Origin of the sequence: Embleya sp. NPDC050154 (genome assembly GCF_044460165.1) — a bacterium.
Classification (GTDB): Bacteria; Actinomycetota; Actinomycetes; order Streptomycetales; family Streptomycetaceae; genus Embleya.
On the sequence record NZ_JBITJP010000015.1, the window covers coordinates 52117 to 67331 of the forward strand.

Consider the following 15215-nt stretch of genomic DNA (forward strand, 5'->3'; position numbering starts at 1 on the left):
CGAGGTAGCCTCGTCGGCATGGCCGGGGCTGTCGGTGGGACTGTCGGTGGGATCGAGGACACGGATCGCCTGTCCATCGGCGAGGTCGCCGAGGCGACCGGGCTGAGCGTGCACGCGCTGCGTTTCTTCGAGCGCGAGGGCGTCATGCTGCGCCCGATCCCGCGCTCCGCCGGCGGCCGGCGGGTATACGAACGCGCGGACGTGGACTGGCTGTTGTTGTGCAATCGGCTGCGCGACTCGGGGTTGCCGATCGCCCGGCTCAAGGAGTTCGCCGCGCTGGTGCGCTCGGGCCCGGGCAACGAGCCGCAGCGACTGGCCCTGTTGCGCGAACACGAGGAGACCGTGCGGGCCCGGGTCGCCGACCTGAACGCGAGCCTGGACGTCATCCACGGCAAGGTGGTCGCGTACGAGGGGCACGTGCGCGCCGGTACCGCGGCCGGGGTGTGGGCCCCGACGCCGGAGCGCTGACGGCGGCGGACGCCCGGAACGTCCGGCTGCCGCCGACGGTGCGGGCGTAGCCGGTCGGGGCGGCGCTCAGGGCGTCCGGTCGGCGTCGGCGAGGGCGGCCATGGTGATCCGGCGGTTGGCGACCACGTGGTCGTGGGCCAGCCGCCGCGCCCGATCCGCGTCGCCGGCCCGGATCGCCGCGTACATCGCCTCGTGTTCGCGGCACATCACCGGATGGTCCTCCGGCTGCGCGGTGAGCCGGAACAACCAGCGCAGTCGGCCGTTCAGCGGCTCCATGATGGCGACCAGCATCGGGTTGCCGGACAGCGCGACGATCTCCGCGTGGAAGGCCGCGTTCGACGCGGCGATCTCGCCCGCCGCCCCCGCCTCGCCCGCCCGCCGCGCGGCGGCGAGCAAGGCGCCCAGCCGATCCCGGCCGGCGGGGTCGGCCCGCTCGGCGGCCAGGCCCGCGGCCAACTCCTCCAGGCTTTCCCGGATGTCGAAGAAGTGCGCGAGGTCCGGACCCAGCAGTCGGGCGACCACCGCGCCCCGGCGCGGGTGCCCGGTCACGAAGCCCTCGGCCTGCAGACGCTGCACGGCCTCGCGCACCGGTACCCGGGAGACCTCCAACTCGGCGGCGATCTCGCGTTCGACCAGCCGGCGGCCGGGTTCGAGGTCGCCCTCGATGATGCGTTCGCGCAGTTCCTCGTAGACCTGATCGCGCAGCGAGCGGTCGGCCGCGCCGATGCTCGGCCGAGGTCGGGCCGGCCCGTTGTCCTCCATGCCCCGCACTTCCCTCCTCGGCCCGTCCGGCCTCGTCCGGCGAACGGCCGGTCGTCGATCGTCGGCTCCGCAGATCATCGCAGTGTGTGCCCGGAGTCGAATCGAGACCCGCGAAACTCTTGTCTGGTATTCGGTATACCAGCTACGTTGAGCAACCTCCGCTCTCCGAGAAGAGGTCGCCTTGTCCGATCCATTGTCCGTAACATCCCGTCCCGACCTGCTTGTCGACGCGACGCTGCCCGATGGAACCCGAGCCGACCTCACCCTTCGTGACGGCCGCATCGCCGCCGTGACGCCTGCGGTCGAGCGCTTCGGCCCACCTCCCACAGGCGCGCTCGGCCTGGCCGGGGCGCTCGTGCTGCCCGCGTTCGTGGACGGGCACATCCACCTGGACAAGACCTTCCTGGGCGCCGACTGGCAACCACACGTGACGGGCGGCACGATCCGCGAGCGGGTCGCCGCCGAGCGCGCACTGCGCGAACGGGTCCGGGTGCCGGTCGGCGAGCGGGCCGAGCACTTGGTCCGCCGGGTCGTCGCACTGGGCACCGGGCACGTGCGCTCACACGTGGACGTGGATCCGTGGCTGGGTCTGACCGGCCTGCACGCGCTGGTCGAACTGCGCGAGCGCTGCCGGGATCTGCTGTCGATGCAGCTCGTGGCGTTCCCGCAGAGCGGCATCGTCACCGCCCCGGGGGTGGCCGACCTGCTCGACGCGGCGCTGCGCGAGGGCGCCGACCTGATCGGCGGCCTGGACCCGCTCGGCTTCGACGGCGACGTGGCCGGCCACCTGGACGTGGTCTTCGGACTCGCCGAACGGCACGGCGCGGGCATCGACCTGCACCTGCACGACGGCGGCGAGCCGGGCGCGGCGCAGCTGCGCGAGATCGCCGCGCGCACCGCCGCGCTCGGCCTGGCCGACACCGTCACGGTCAGCCACGCGTACTGTCTGGGCGCGTTGGCCCCCGCCGAGTTCGCCCGCACCGCCGACGCCCTCGCGGCGGCCGGCGTGTCGATCCTGACCAACGGCCCGAGCGGCCCGATGCCGCCGGTGCTCGCGCTGCGCGAGCGCGGTGTGCGGGTGTTCGCCGGTTCGGACAACATCCGCGACGCGTGGTGGCCGTACGGCACCGGGGACATGCTCGAACGCGCGACGATCGTCGGCCTGCGCCAGGACCTGTGCACCGACGCCGAACTCGCCGTCGCCGCCGACCTGGTCACCGACGCCGCCGCCGCGGCGCTCGGCCTGGCCGACTACGGGCTGCGGGTCGGCGCGCGCGCCGACCTGGTGGTGGTCGAGGCGACCTCGACGCAGGCCGCCGTCGCCGCACACCCCGCCCGCCGACTGGTGCTGCACGGCGGCCGGGTGGTCGCCACCGACGGCCGACTCGCAGGCTGACCACACCGCACCGACCGGCGCCACCCCACTCGCCCGACCACGGGCCCAGCCGCCCCACGCAGCCGACTCTCGACCATTCCCGACCACGGGCCCACCCACCCCTGCGTCCGGTCGCCGACCTCCCGACCACCGGCTCGACCCGTCCCGTCGAGCCGGTCGCACCCCTCCCCCGCCCCGGAGAAGAACCCTCATGACCATCCGTCAGGAAACCGCCGCGCCCTCCGTCGCGGCCCCCGTCGACCCCGGCAACACGCTCGCGAACGCCCGCATCGGCACCGCGGACCTGGTCTTCTTCGTGGTCGCGGCAGCCGCGCCGCTGACCGCGATGGCCGGCGTCGCACCCGCCGCGATCGGCATGGGCGGCCTGGCCGCGCCGTTGGGCTACCTGCTCTCGGGCCTGCTGCTCGCGCTGTTCGCCGCCGGTTTCACCGCGATGAGCCGCTACGTCCGCAACGCGGGCGCGTTCTACGCGTACATCGCCCGGGGCCTGGGCAAGGCCGTCGGCGTGGGCGCCGCGTACGTCGCCGTCGTGTCGTACAACCTGATCGAGATCGGCATGGTCTCGTGCTTCGGCTACTTCGCCTCGACCGGCGTCGAGGACCTGACCGGGTTCGCGCTGCCGTGGTGGGTCTGGGCGCTGGGCTGTGTCGCGGGTGTCGCCCTGTTGGGCTGGTTGCGGGTGACGTTGAGCGCGAAGGTGCTCGGCATCGCGCTCGCCCTGGAGGTACTGGTCCTGCTGGTGCTGGAGATCGGCGTACTGGGCGATCGAGGCGGATCCACCTTCGATCCGGGCGTGTTCGACCCCACCCACCTGTCCGGGGACGGCGTCGCGGGCATGTTCGTGCTGGCCATCGGCGCGTTCACCGGATTCGAGGCGACCGCGATCTACGCCGAGGAGGCACGCGAGCCGGAGCGGACCGTGCCGCGTGCCACCTACATCGCGGTCGGCTTCCTCGCGCTGTTCTACGCGTTCACCGTGTGGGTGGTGATGGGCGCGTTCGGCGGCGAGGAGTCGGTCGCGGTGGCCAACGGCGAGGGCGGCGCGGACCTGGTGTTCACCGCGGGCGGCGAGTTCGTCGGGACCTGGCTGGCCGACTCGATGCACGTGCTGATCATCACCAGCGCGTTCGCCGCCACCCTCGCCTTCCACAACGCCGCGACGCGGTACATGTACGCGCTCGGCCGCGAGGGGCTGTTGCCGCGCGGACTGGGCCGGGTCGACCGGCGGACCGGCTCGCCCGGGCGCGCGGTCGTGGTGCAGAGCGCGATCGGGCTCGCCGTGGTGGTGGTCGGCGCGCTCGCCGACGTCGACCCGTACACGGTCACCTTCCTGTGGCCCAACGGCGTGGGCGTCCTGGGCGTGATGGCCATGCAGGCCCTCGCGGCGTTCGCGGTGTTCGGCTTCTTCCGCCGCGACCGGCGCGGGCTCTCCCGCGTCCGGGTGGTACTGGCGCCGCTCGCGGCGGGCGCGGGCCTGGTCCTGCTCACCGTCCTCGCGGTCGCGCACTTCGACCTGCTCACCGGCGCGGCCGACGGCGTGAACGCGGCGCTGCTGGTCCCGCTGCCGATCGTGTTCTGCGCGGGCCTGCTGATGGCCCGACACATCCGCCGCGCCGACCCCGAGCGCTACGCCCTGCTGACCACAACCGACGTCGAACGGGACTGAACCCCGGCCCACCGCGCGCCGCGTCACGCCCTCGACGGTTCGGCAGAGGTGACTGCACGCAGCTACTCGGCGCGGGCCTCCGCCGTCACTCCACTCCCGCCGGCCCCGAACACCCGTCGATCCCACCGCACTCGCGGTGTGTTCGGCGGGTTTCGTGGTTTCCGCCCGAAGTGTTCGCCACTCCACCCGGCACCTGGACACGGCGACTTGAACGTGTTCAAAAACAGGTCTACAGTCACGCTCGTCGGCCAGTTTGAACACGTTCAAAAAGGAGCCGGTCAATGGACATGACCGTTGTCACGTACGCCATCTACCTGGTCATCAGCGTCGGGCTCACCGTCTGGGTGGCCCGAACCCTCAGCCGCAGCGGGCAGGTCTTCCTCCAGGACGTCCTGCGCGGACGCGAGGAACTCGCCGCCGCCGTCAACCACCTCCTGGTGGTCGGCTTCTACCTCGTCAACCTCGGCTTCGTCGCGCTCTACCTCAAGGGCGGCGGCACCATCGACACCGCCCGCGACTCGGTCGAGGCGCTGTCGGTCAAACTCGGCACCGTGCTGCTGGTCCTGGGTGTGCTGCACCTGCTGAACGTCTACGTGCTCAACCGCATCCGGCAGCGCGGTCTGGCGGACGAGGCCTACGGCACCGACGGCGGCGCCCGGCGGGCACGGAAGGTCTCCGGCCGGGACTTCGGCCCGCCGGTGCACCCGCAGAGCACGACCCGACCCGCACCCGGGGTCTGATCCCGATGATCGCCCTTCCCGAGCACCCCACCGAGAACCTTCCCGAGAACACCGTGCCGGGCCGATCGGAGGGGACGGCCCGGCACGGCACCCCCACCCCCGAGCCGCTCACCCCCGAGCCGCCCACCCCGATCCGCCGCCTCACCGTCCTGTACGACGCCGACTGCCCGTTGTGCACGGCGCTCTCGGACTGGATCGCCCGGCAGCCCACCCTGCTCGCCGTCGACCTGCTTCCGGCCGGCTCGCCCCGGGCCCGCAACCGCTACCCCGAACTCGACCACGTCGCGACCATGCGTGAACTGACCGTCGTCGGCAGTGCCGGCGAGGTGTGGACCGGCCCGGCCGCGTGGATCACCGTGGCGTGGGCACTGCGCGCCTACCGCGGCCTGTCCTACCGGCTCGCCACGCCGATGGGCATGCCGATGGCCCGGGCCGCCGTACTGGCCGCGGCCCGGATCCGTGCGGTCACCCGGCGGGGGCCGGTCCCCCCGTATCCGTACGAGGATCCCTACCGCGAACCGTGGACGGTGGTCGCGTGTGGCGACCAGTGCGAATTCGAGCACTAACCTTGCCTGTCGTGGAGCACGTGGAAGGCACCGACGCATCGAACCCGGCCGACAAGAGCGAGCGGCCGGACCGGGGCGGTCGGCCCGGCAAGAGCGAGCAGACGCGGTCTCTGATCCTGGAGACCGCGCTGCGGCTCTTCCGCGAGCGCGGCTACGACAAGACGACCATGCGGGCCATCGCCCAGGAGTCCGGCGTCTCGGTCGGCAACGCCTACTACTACTTCGGCTCCAAGGAACACCTGATCCACGGCTTCTACGACCAGGTCACCCACGAACACGTCGACCGTTGCCGGCGGGACCTGCGCGGAGTCCGCGACTTCGGCGACCGGCTCCAGGTGGTGCTGTCCGCGTGGTTGGACGTCGCCGAGCCGTACCACGCGTTCGCGGTGCAGTTCTTCCGTAACGCCGCGGACCCGGAGAGCCCGCTCAGCCCGTTCTCCGCGGAGTCGTACCCGATCCGCGAACAGGTCACCGGGCTGTTCGCCGACGTCCTGCGCGGCTCCTCGCTCCGGATCGACGACGAACTCGCCGAGCTGCTGCCCGAATTGTTGTGGCTGCACCTGATGGGCATCGTGCTCTTCTGGGTCTACGACCGCTCCCCCGAGTGCGCCAAGTCACGCGCGTTCGTCGCGCGCACCACCCCGATGGTGGAGCGGGTGATCTCGCTGTCCCGGTACAAGGTCTTCCGGCCGCTGGTGCGCGACGCGGAACGGCTGATTCGCGACTACATCGTGCCCGAGGGCGTCGCGGCGGCGGACACCGGCGGCCCGTCCGGATCGCCGGCGGATCGCCGATAGGCCGACGGCGAGCACGCGTACAGGTCGGCGAAGGCCAGCCGCAACGTCTCCGTGGTACCGAACCCGCAACGGCGCGCGATCGCGCTCAGCGGCAGCCGAGTGGACACCAGCAGCCGGGCCGCGGCCTCGGTGCGGGCCACTCGCACGTGCCGGCCCGGCGAGGTGCCCAACTGGGCGTGGAAGAGCCGGGTCAGGTGCCGCGCGCCGATGCCCACCTCGCGGGCCAGCGCCGGGGTGCTCAGGTCGGCGTCCAGGTTGCCGGTCACGTACGCGGTCGCCCGCCGCACCAGCGGGTGTTCGGGCGGCGGCGCGGCCACGAACATGGACACCTGGGCCTGGTTGCCGGGTCGCTGGAGGTAGGTGACCAGGCCGCGCGCGGTGTGCCGGGCCAGGTCCGGCCCGTGGTCCTCCTCGATGAAGGACAGCGTCAGGTCGAGCGCCGCGGTCACCCCGGCCGATGTGGAGATCCGGCCGTCGCGGATGAACAGCGGAGCCGCGTCCACCGTGACCGCGGGCCGGTCGGCGGCCAGTTGCCGGGCGTACGCCCAGTGTGTGGTGGCTCGTCGGCCGTCCAGCAGCCCGGTCGCGGCCAGCACCGAGGCACCCGTGCACACCGACGCCACCCGCCGCGCCTCCCGGGCCGCCCGGCGCAGGTGGCCGACGAAGCGTTCGTCCTCGGCGGCCCGCTCGTGACCGTACCCGCCGCAGATCAGCAGCGTGTCCACCGCGCCGACCACGTGTTCGAGGGGGATGTGCGGGGTCAACTCGAAGCCGCCCGAGCACGCGATCGGCCGGCCGCCGAGCCCGGCCAGGCGGACGTCGTAGGGCGGGTCGGCGCCGAGCGTGTTCGCGGTGATCAGCGTCTCGGTGACGCAGGCGATGTCCAGGAGCGCGGAGTTGGGGTAGCCGACCACGATCACCCGGCGCGCGGCCGGGCGCGGGGTCGGGTGAGTGTCCATGGCCCGGAAACCTAGTGTCCGAAGGACGGGGATCGCAAGGATTCGGACATCGTCCTCGTCACGGCCGGCGCGGGCACGCGAAGGTCGTCACATGACCGCATCCACCGCGCACGATCCCGCCGCTCCCCCTCCCAGGACCATCGCGTTCGTGTTGTACGAGGGCCTGACCCTGCTCGACCTGGTCGGTCCGCTCGAGGTGTTCACCGCCCTGGCCCGGTTCGGGCTCGGCTTCGAGGTGACCGTGGTCGCCGCGAACACCGACCCGGTGTCCACCGGCACTCCGCTCCGGGTGGCCGCCGATCGCACCTTCGCCGAGGTGCCCGCGCCGTATCTGCTGTGTGTTCCCGGCGGGGAGGAGGCGACGCTGCTGGCCCTCGCCGATGCCCCGCTGCTCGACTACGTGCGCACCGCGTCGGCCGCCGCCGCCTGGACCACCTCGGTGTGCTCGGGTTCGCTGATCCTGGGCGAGGCCGGCGTGTTGACCGGGCGCCGGGCGACCACGCACTGGATGTTCCGCGACCGGCTGACCGCCTTCGGCGCGCAACCGGTGGCCGAGCGCTGGGTCGAGGACGGCGACGTGGTCACCGCGGCGGGTGTGTCCGCCGGGATCGACATGGCGCTGCACGTGGTCGAGAAAATCGCCGGCGCGGACGTCGCGCGCGCGATCCAGTTGGGTATCGAGTACGACCCGGAGCCGCCGCAGGGGCCGATCGACTGGGCCGGCGCGGACGTCGCCGCGTTGGCACCGATGGCGACCGCGATGGTCGAGAACGCGCTGGCGGATCACCCGGCGCTGCTGGCCAAGTTGCGCTGATGCGGGGGCCGCGCGACGGTCGCGGCGGCGCGGGCCGGCGTGGGCTGCGGCTCCCGCGGACCCGGGGCGATCCTCGGCGCGACCGCGTTGCATATCGTGGGGGCGTCCGCGATCACCGCCGACCGCGCGCACCGCCGACCCGCTGTCGGCCGGCAGTCGTCGACCGTCGGCTGTCGGCCGCCGCGCCCGCGCGACGGTCGGGCGATCCGGACGCCGCCCGACCGTTCGACCGAGGAGTTGCCTTGTCCGGTGTCCCGCTGTTCCCGCCCACCGACACGCACCTGGCCGCGCAGATCGGCTTCATCCTGGAGATCGACCGACTCAAGGGTGTGGTCCGGCGCAACCTGGTCGCGGACGCCTCGCGCCGCGAGAACACCGCCGAGCACTCGTGGCACCTGGCCATGCTGGCCGGCACGCTGGCCGAGCACGCCGCGACCGAGGTCGACGTCGCGCGGGTGACCCGGATGTTGTTGATCCACGACCTGGTCGAGATCGACGCGGGCGACACGTTCTACTACGACTCGGTCGCCGAGGTGGACCAGTCCGAGCGCGAACAAAAGGGCGCGGACCGGATCTTCGGTCTGCTGCCCGCCGCGCAGGGGGCGGAACTGCGCGCCCTGTGGGAGGAGTTCGAGGCCCGCGAGACCCCGGACGCGCGCTTCGCCAAGGCCATCGACCGGTTCCAGCCGTGCCTGCTCAACTTCCACACCGAGGGCGGCACGTGGCGCGAGTACGACCTGACCCGCACCCAGGTGCTTGCCAAGCAGGGCAGCACGATCGCGGACGGCTCGCCGTCGTTGTGGGCCTACACCCTGGAACTGATCGACGAGGCGGTCACCCGCGGCTACCTGCGGCCCTGACCGCGCCGGGCCAGGGGCGGGTCCTGTCGGCCCCGCCGGGCCAGGCGCGCGGGTCGAAGGGCCCGCGCGCGGCGCGTTGTAGCCTGCGATCATGACCAGTGACGCATCCTTCACCACCCACGTCACCGAACGGCTCGCGGCGCTGCCCGGCGTCGCGGCGGTCGCGCTCGGCGGGTCGCGCGCCCAGGGCACCCACCGCCCGGACAGCGACTGGGACTTCTCGGTCTACTACCGGGACGGATTCACCCCGGACGCGGTCCGCGGCCTCGGTTGGCCCGGCGAGGTGTCCGAGATCGGCGCGTGGGGCGGCGGGGTGTTCAACGGCGGCGCCTGGCTCACCGTCCAGGACCGGGCGGTCGATCTGCACTATCGCGAACTCGCGGACGTGGAACTTCGGTTGGCCCAGGCGCGGGAGGGCCGGTTCGAGGTCGAGCGGCTGCTGTTCCACCTGGCGGGCGTGCCGACCTACCTGGTGGTGGCCGAACTCGCGGTCAACCGGGTGCTGTTCGGCGACCTGCCGCGCCCCTCCTACCCGGAGGCGCTGCGCCGCACCGGACACACCAGGTGGGGCGACGACGCGCGGCTGACCCTCGCGTACGCCGACGGGGCGCACGCCGGCCACGGCCATGTCACCGACGTCGCGGGCGCGATCGGGCGCGCGGCGTGCGAGGCGGCACACGCGGTGTCGGCCGGTCGCGGCGAGTGGGTGACCAACGAAAAGACCCTGCTGGATCGCGCGGGCCTGCGCGGCGTCGACGAGATCGTGTCCCGGCTGACCCCCACGACACTGTCCACCGCGATCGCCGAGACCGGCGCCCTCCTCGACAACGCCCTGAAGGCGAGCCGACCCGCCTGACCCGGTCGGCTGCCACCGACCGTCCTCCGCGCGTCGCCGGCCGCCGACGTCGCCTCGGCCCGCCGCACATTCGGTCATCGCCCGAATCCGTGCCGCCGCCGTCCGTCCGCCGAACAGCGCGTCGCGGCAGGGCCGTTCACCGATCTCGACGCCGTCCCGGCCGCCCTGGCGCCCGGCCGCACTGCCGCCCTGCCGCGCTTTTCGCGCCCCGGCCGGCGAGCCGATGAAGGCGCCGGGAGGCCCAGCCCGCCCCGCCGAAACACCGCGGCGGATTTCCGCCAGACCTGAGCTATCCGCGCAACAATGATTGAGCCATGAACTTGAACCTGAAGAACAAGGTCGTCGTGGTCACCGGTGGCAGCAAGGGCATCGGCCTGGCGATCGTGCGCGGCTTCGCCGAGGAGGGCGCCCGAGTCGTCGCCGGCAGCCGCACCATATCCACCGAACTGATGGCGCTGCGCGGGGAGTTCGACGTACTTCCGGTGGCCGTGGACCTGGCTCACCCGGATGGTCCGGCCGAGCTGGTGCAGGCTGCCGTCGACGCCCACGGCGGGGTCGACGTACTGATCAACAACGTCGGGACCGGTGCGCCGACGCCCTCGATCATCGGGGTCGAGGACGCCGAGTGGCAGCGCATCTTCGAGATCAACCTGTTCAGCGCGGTGCGCGCGACCAGGGCCGCGATGCCGTCCATCGTCACCCGGGGCGGCGGCGCGGTGATCACCATCAGCTCGCTGAACAGTCACCTCCCGTCCTCGTCGCTCGTGCACTACTCGGCATCGAAGGCCGCGCTGAGCTCGTACTCGAAGTCGCTCGCCGAGGAGTTCGGCCCGCAGGGTGTGCGGGTGAACACCGTCTCGCCCGGTCCGGTGCGCACGCCGTTGTGGACCGACCCGGGGCAGTTCGCCGACATGATGGCCGCGTCCGCCGGGACCACCGCGCAGGTGTTCATGGACGAGGTGCTTCCGCAGGCGATGGGTGTGCTCACCGGTCGCGTCTCCGAGCCGCGGGAAATCGCCGACGTCGTGCTGTTCCTGGCCTCCGAGCGGGCCGCGAACATCATGGGCGTGGACTATGTCGTCGACGGCGGCATGCACAAGGCGATCTGACCCCTCGGGTGCGGCCGGGGACCGGAGAATCGGTCCCCGGTCGCACTACCGCCCTCATCCCACGCGGACCCGGGTCGAGCCGGCGACGCGCTCACCATGCGGGCAGGTTCCGCCGCCGACCCCTGGCGGACCATCCGACTCGCACCGCCGTCCCCCGACCCCGACGCGCGGACCTTCGCCGGACCACTCTGCTGCTCGCCGAAGCGCCACGGGTCCGCGGGTGCGTCTCACCCGCTTCGTCGTCGGACCCGCCGACGCGGGGTTGCCCGAGACCCCTGACCCGGCGCGATCAGCCGTTGCCCGTCGGTGGGACCGTCACGCCGTATTCCCGTGCGGCGTGCAACGCGTCCTCCAATTCGTCCAACGCGGGGGACAACGCGTTCGTGTCGTGCGTGGCGCTGGCCTCGGACAACACCGCGCGAGCCCGAATCACCCGCTCGCGAACGGCCCGGTCGACCTTCGCTTGGTCGGTCGCCGACCTCTCGTCGTATCCAGCCGTCATCACTTCCTCATTTCCCGCAGCCCCGTGCGAGCACCCCATACACCCCTTGGTGTTCCGACCTGGGGCGCGTTTCAACCGGGCCGGCGCACACCGGCGTGAGAAGTCCGTCAGGAAATGTTTCAGGAGGCGTCCACCTCGACGAACGTGCGCCCCGTCTCGCGGGCGCTCGCCCGGCCGCCGGTCAGGTCGGTCAACCGCGCGGTGAAGCGCTCCCGATCCGGCTCCGGCACGCACACGTCGATCGCCACCTCGGCCCCGTACCGGATGTCGCGCACCTCGTGGCCGAGCCCGCGCAGGTCGTTCTCCAACCGGCCGGCGTGCGCGTGGTCGACGTCCACCGTCAGCACCAGCATCGGTCGCAACTCGACCACCCCGACCGTGTCCACCGCCTCGGTCACCGCCGAGCCGTACGCCCGGATCAGGCCGCCGGCGCCGAGCATGATGCCGCCGAAGTATCGGGTCACCACGGCGACCGTCTCGGTGAGCTCGCGGCGCCGGAGCACCTGGAGCATCGGCGCACCCGCCGTACCGGACGGTTCGCCGTCGTCGTATCCCTTCTCCCGGCCGCCCGCGATCCACGCCGAGCAGTTGTGCCGCGCGGAGGGGTGCAGCGCCCGGCGCCGGGCCAGGAATGCCTGCGCCTGGGCGTCGTCGGCCACCCGCGCGACGGCGCACAGAAAGCGCGAGCGCCGAACCTCGACCTCGACCTCACCTTCGGACTTGATCGTGAGCAGTGGCATGACCAGGTCCTTCGGCAGGCATCGGTGAACGCCCCCACGGTATGGCCCGTCGCCACGGGCGCTCGCCATAGGGCGTGTCTTCAAAGCCCCGCGGGGATCGAAGACGCGCCCAGGGTCAGGCCGCCATCGGCGGCCGGCTCGACACGGCGACGAAGGAGCGCAGCAGGTTCGTCTCGTGCCCGGCCCGCCAGGTGAGCGTGACCGCCGACTCGGCCAGGCCGGTGACCGGCACGAACGCGACGTCGGGGCGCCCGTTGTAGCCGGCGAACTGCGCACAGAACAGCAGCGCTCCCCGCTCGGCGGCGATCAGCGACAACACCTCCTGGAGGGTGCCGGCGACCGGTCCGCGGGGAATCGGGCGACCACCCGGGGTCACCGTCGGCGACTGGAGTTCACGCCAGCGCGCCGGGGCCGGCCCGGCGATGTCCACGAGCGCGCACTCGGCCAACTCCTCGGCGTCCACGTGCTCGCGCCGCGCGAACGGGTGCCGGGTGGAGACCCCGAGCACGAGCGGGTCGGCGGCGATCACCGGGCCGGTGCGCAGCGCGGGGTCGACCACCGGCAGGGTCACGAAGGCCGCGTCGATCTCGCCGCGCAGCACCGCGCCGAACGGATCCGACAGCGGCGTCTCGACCAGGTCGGCGCGGGCCTGCGGATGTCCGGCGCGGAAGTCGCCGACCAGGTCCAGGAGGGTGCCGTAGGGCGTGCCGACGAAGCCGATCCGCAGCACACCCTCGATGCCCCGGGCTCGGGAGCGGGCGCGCTCGACCGCGTCGGTGAGTTCGGCGTACGCGGGCCGCATCTCGGCCAGGAACAGTGCGCCCTGCGACGTGAGCTCGACCCGACGGCTGCTGCGCTCGAACAGCCGGGCGCCGATCCGATCCTCCAGTTGCCGCAGCAGTTGGCTGACCCGGGCCTGCGACGTGTAGAGCCGGGCGGCGGTGCGGGTGAAGTGCAGTTCCTCGCTCAACACGACGAAACACTCCAACTCGCGGAACTCCACGCTCATCCGCGCTCTCCTCCCCCTCGGGTACGGGTCGACCGGGCCAGTACGCGATGCCCGCTCGGACCCGGCACCGGACTTCGACCTGCGAGCATAAGCGAGGCTTGTGCACGCATGCGATCTTGGCCGTTGTTCGGTCCCGGCCCGGTGACCAGGGTTGACGCCATGTCCAACCCAGTCGTCGACACCGCTTCGTCCCCTTCGTCAATCGCAGATCCCGGGTCCGCCGCCGATCCCGAGGCCTCTGCTCCCGGGTCCGCCGCCGAATCCGGGTCGGCCGCCGAGAGGGCCGGCGCCCGGTCCTGGCTCGCCGTCGCGGCCGTCTCCGTCGGTACCTTCGCGGTGGTCAGCACCGAGATGCTCCCGGTCGGCCTGCTCACCCCGATCTCGCACGGCCTGCACGTGTCCGACGGCACCACCGGGCTGGCCATGACGCTGGCCGCGGTGGTCGCGGGCGTCGCCGCGCCGATCGTGCTCGTCGCCGCCGGTCGGGTGGATCGGCGGATCGTGCTGGCCGTAATGATGTTCGTGCTGCTGGCCGCCAACACGATCAGCGCGCTGGCGCCGAACTTCGCCACCCTGCTGGTCGCCCGGGTCCTGGTGGGCGCCGGCCTCGGCGGCTTCTGGGCGATCGGCGCGAGCCTGCCGGTCCGCCTGGTACCCGCCCGATCGGTCGGCCGGGCCGCCGCGATGATCTTCGGCGGGGTGTCGGTGGCCTCGGTGGTCGGTGTGCCGATCGGCACGATGATCGGCGAATGGGCCGGTTGGCGCGTCGCGTTCGCCGCCATGGCCGGGCTCGCCGCGGTGGTCCTTGCCGCGCTGTTGCTGCTGCTCCCGCCGCTGCCCGCCGAACGGGCCGTGCGACCGAGCGAGCTGCGGGCGCTGCTGGGCCGCGGTCCCGTACTCCTGGGCGCCGCGGGGCTGATCCTGGTGATCGCCGGGCACTTCGGCGCGTACACCTACATCCGGCCCGTCCTGGAGCGGGTCGGCGACCTGGGTCCGGGGCCGATCGGCGGGCTGCTGTTCGGGTACGGCGTGGCCGGTGTGGTCGGCAACTTCGTGGCCGGCGCGTACACCGGACGCGCCCCGCACGGCACGCTCGCGGTCGCGGCCGGGCTGCTCGGCGTCTCGGTCGTGCTGCTCGCGCTGACCCGGACATGGACGCCGGGCACGGTGGCCGCGATGCTCGCGTGGGGGCTCGCGTACGGCGCGGTGCCGGTGGGGTTGCAGGCGTGGTTGTCGCGCTCGGCGCCGGACGCCCCCGAGGCGGCGTCGGCGGTGTTCGTGACCGGCTTCCAGGTCGCCATCGCGCTCGGTTCGCTGCTCGGCGGCGTCGCGGTGGACGCGGTGGCCACGTCCGCCGTGTTGTGGTTCGGCGGCGCCCTGGCCGCGGCGACCGGGTTGCTGGCCGTGACGGCGACTCGTCGGGCACGGGCCTGAACTCGTCCGGACGCGTCACGCGAACACGTTCGGGTCCGTCGCGCGAACACGTCCGATTCGTTCAAGATCCCGGCCGCCGGCGCCGGCTAGCGTGAGGGCATGACTTCTCCCGCGTTGCGTTTCCACTTCATCGGCCTCGTGGTCGCCGACATGCCCGCGTCGCTCGCGTTCTACCGCGCGCTCGGCCTGGACATCCCCGCCGGGGACGACGCGCTGCCGCACGTCGAGGTGACCTTGCCCGGCGGGCCGTTGCTGGTCCTGGACACGGTCGGAACGGTCCGCTCGTTCGACCCCGAGTGGACCGCGCCGACCGGCGGTCATCGGGCCGCGCTGGCCTTCATGTGCGCCGATCCGGCCGCGGTGGACAAGCTGTACGGCGAACTGGTCGCGGCCGGACACACCGGCCACCTGCCGCCGTGGGACGCGTTCTGGGGCCAGCGGTACGCGGTCGTGCACGACCCGGACGGAAACGGCGTCGACCTGATGGCACCCCTGCCGGACGCCGCACAGTAGCCGGCCGGGCAGCGGGGCGAGCGT

At 72.8% G+C, this 15215-nt stretch carries 17 protein-coding genes; 12 read left to right on the forward strand and 5 right to left on the reverse strand.

What is annotated here, in order from left to right:
- Positions 1-18: 18 nt before the first annotated feature.
- Entirely contained in the window at positions 19-468 is a 450-nt protein-coding gene (locus ACIBSV_RS28875) for a MerR family transcriptional regulator (RefSeq protein ID WP_395868045.1), read from the forward strand.
- A gap of 66 nt (positions 469-534) precedes the next feature.
- On the opposite strand, the gene ACIBSV_RS28880 is transcribed toward ACIBSV_RS28875, so the two are convergent.
- Positions 535-1230 (reverse strand): GntR family transcriptional regulator, encoded by a 696-nt coding sequence (locus ACIBSV_RS28880; protein ID WP_395868047.1) that lies wholly within the window; start codon positions 1228-1230, stop codon positions 535-537.
- Positions 1231-1423: 193 nt separating this feature from the next.
- Between ACIBSV_RS28880 and ACIBSV_RS28885 the strand changes: the two genes are divergently transcribed.
- The 5 genes from ACIBSV_RS28885 to ACIBSV_RS28905 all read left to right on the forward strand — a co-directional run bounded on the left by ACIBSV_RS28885 (position 1424) and on the right by ACIBSV_RS28905 (position 6395).
- The gene (locus ACIBSV_RS28885) at positions 1424-2626 is read left to right on the forward strand and encodes an amidohydrolase family protein (RefSeq protein ID WP_395868049.1); all 1203 of its coding nucleotides are present in this window, start codon (positions 1424-1426) and stop codon (positions 2624-2626) included.
- Between the two features lie 190 nt (positions 2627-2816).
- Entirely contained in the window at positions 2817-4292 is a 1476-nt protein-coding gene (locus ACIBSV_RS28890; RefSeq protein ID WP_395868051.1) for an APC family permease, read from the forward strand.
- A 281-nt stretch (positions 4293-4573) separates the two neighbouring features.
- The gene (locus ACIBSV_RS28895) at positions 4574-5032 is read left to right on the forward strand and encodes a hypothetical protein (protein ID WP_395868053.1); all 459 of its coding nucleotides are present in this window, start codon (positions 4574-4576) and stop codon (positions 5030-5032) included.
- Positions 5033-5037: 5 nt separating this feature from the next.
- A complete protein-coding gene (locus ACIBSV_RS28900) occupies positions 5038-5598 on the forward strand; it encodes a thiol-disulfide oxidoreductase DCC family protein (RefSeq protein WP_395868055.1) in 561 nt (186 codons plus the stop codon).
- An 11-nt stretch (positions 5599-5609) separates the two neighbouring features.
- Positions 5610-6395 (forward strand): TetR family transcriptional regulator, encoded by a 786-nt coding sequence (locus ACIBSV_RS28905; RefSeq protein WP_395868057.1) that lies wholly within the window; start codon positions 5610-5612, stop codon positions 6393-6395.
- Here ACIBSV_RS28905 and ACIBSV_RS28910 read toward each other — a convergent pair.
- Positions 6323-7354, reverse strand: a complete 1032-nt coding sequence (locus tag ACIBSV_RS28910; protein ID WP_395868059.1) for a GlxA family transcriptional regulator — start codon at positions 7352-7354, stop codon at positions 6323-6325. The genes ACIBSV_RS28905 and ACIBSV_RS28910 overlap by 73 nt on opposite strands.
- Positions 7355-7445: 91 nt before the next feature.
- Between ACIBSV_RS28910 and ACIBSV_RS28915 the strand changes: the two genes are divergently transcribed.
- The 4 genes from ACIBSV_RS28915 (at position 7446) to ACIBSV_RS28930 (ending at position 10993) form a co-directional block, all read left to right on the forward strand.
- Complete coding sequence (locus tag ACIBSV_RS28915; RefSeq protein WP_395868061.1) at positions 7446-8168, forward strand: DJ-1/PfpI family protein; 723 nt, start codon at positions 7446-7448, stop codon at positions 8166-8168.
- A gap of 242 nt (positions 8169-8410) precedes the next feature.
- Positions 8411-9028, forward strand: coding sequence for an HD family hydrolase (locus ACIBSV_RS28920; RefSeq protein WP_395868063.1), 618 nt, complete (start codon positions 8411-8413; stop codon positions 9026-9028).
- Between the two features lie 91 nt (positions 9029-9119).
- Positions 9120-9884, forward strand: coding sequence for a nucleotidyltransferase domain-containing protein (locus ACIBSV_RS28925; RefSeq protein ID WP_395868065.1), 765 nt, complete (start codon positions 9120-9122; stop codon positions 9882-9884).
- Positions 9885-10198: 314 nt separating this feature from the next.
- Positions 10199-10993, forward strand: coding sequence for an SDR family NAD(P)-dependent oxidoreductase (locus ACIBSV_RS28930; protein ID WP_395868067.1), 795 nt, complete (start codon positions 10199-10201; stop codon positions 10991-10993).
- Between the two features lie 289 nt (positions 10994-11282).
- Here ACIBSV_RS28930 and ACIBSV_RS28935 read toward each other — a convergent pair whose 3' ends face one another.
- The 3 genes from ACIBSV_RS28935 to ACIBSV_RS28945 all read right to left on the reverse strand — a co-directional run bounded on the left by ACIBSV_RS28935 (position 11283) and on the right by ACIBSV_RS28945 (position 13244).
- Positions 11283-11495: a hypothetical protein gene (locus ACIBSV_RS28935; protein ID WP_395868069.1), complete on the reverse strand. Its 213-nt coding sequence runs from the start codon at positions 11493-11495 to the stop codon at positions 11283-11285.
- 119 nt (positions 11496-11614) lie between these two features.
- Entirely contained in the window at positions 11615-12235 is a 621-nt protein-coding gene (locus ACIBSV_RS28940) for a YigZ family protein (protein ID WP_395868070.1), read from the reverse strand.
- Between the two features lie 115 nt (positions 12236-12350).
- Positions 12351-13244, reverse strand: a complete 894-nt coding sequence (locus ACIBSV_RS28945) for a LysR family transcriptional regulator (protein WP_395868072.1) — start codon at positions 13242-13244, stop codon at positions 12351-12353.
- A 159-nt stretch (positions 13245-13403) separates the two neighbouring features.
- On the opposite strand from ACIBSV_RS28945, the gene ACIBSV_RS28950 reads away from it, so the two are divergent.
- Both ACIBSV_RS28950 and ACIBSV_RS28955 read left to right on the forward strand, forming a co-directional pair.
- A complete protein-coding gene (locus ACIBSV_RS28950) occupies positions 13404-14678 on the forward strand; it encodes an MFS transporter (protein ID WP_395868074.1) in 1275 nt (424 codons plus the stop codon).
- Positions 14679-14777: 99 nt separating this feature from the next.
- A complete protein-coding gene (locus ACIBSV_RS28955; RefSeq protein ID WP_395868076.1) occupies positions 14778-15191 on the forward strand; it encodes a VOC family protein in 414 nt (137 codons plus the stop codon).
- Positions 15192-15215 lie beyond the last annotated feature (24 nt).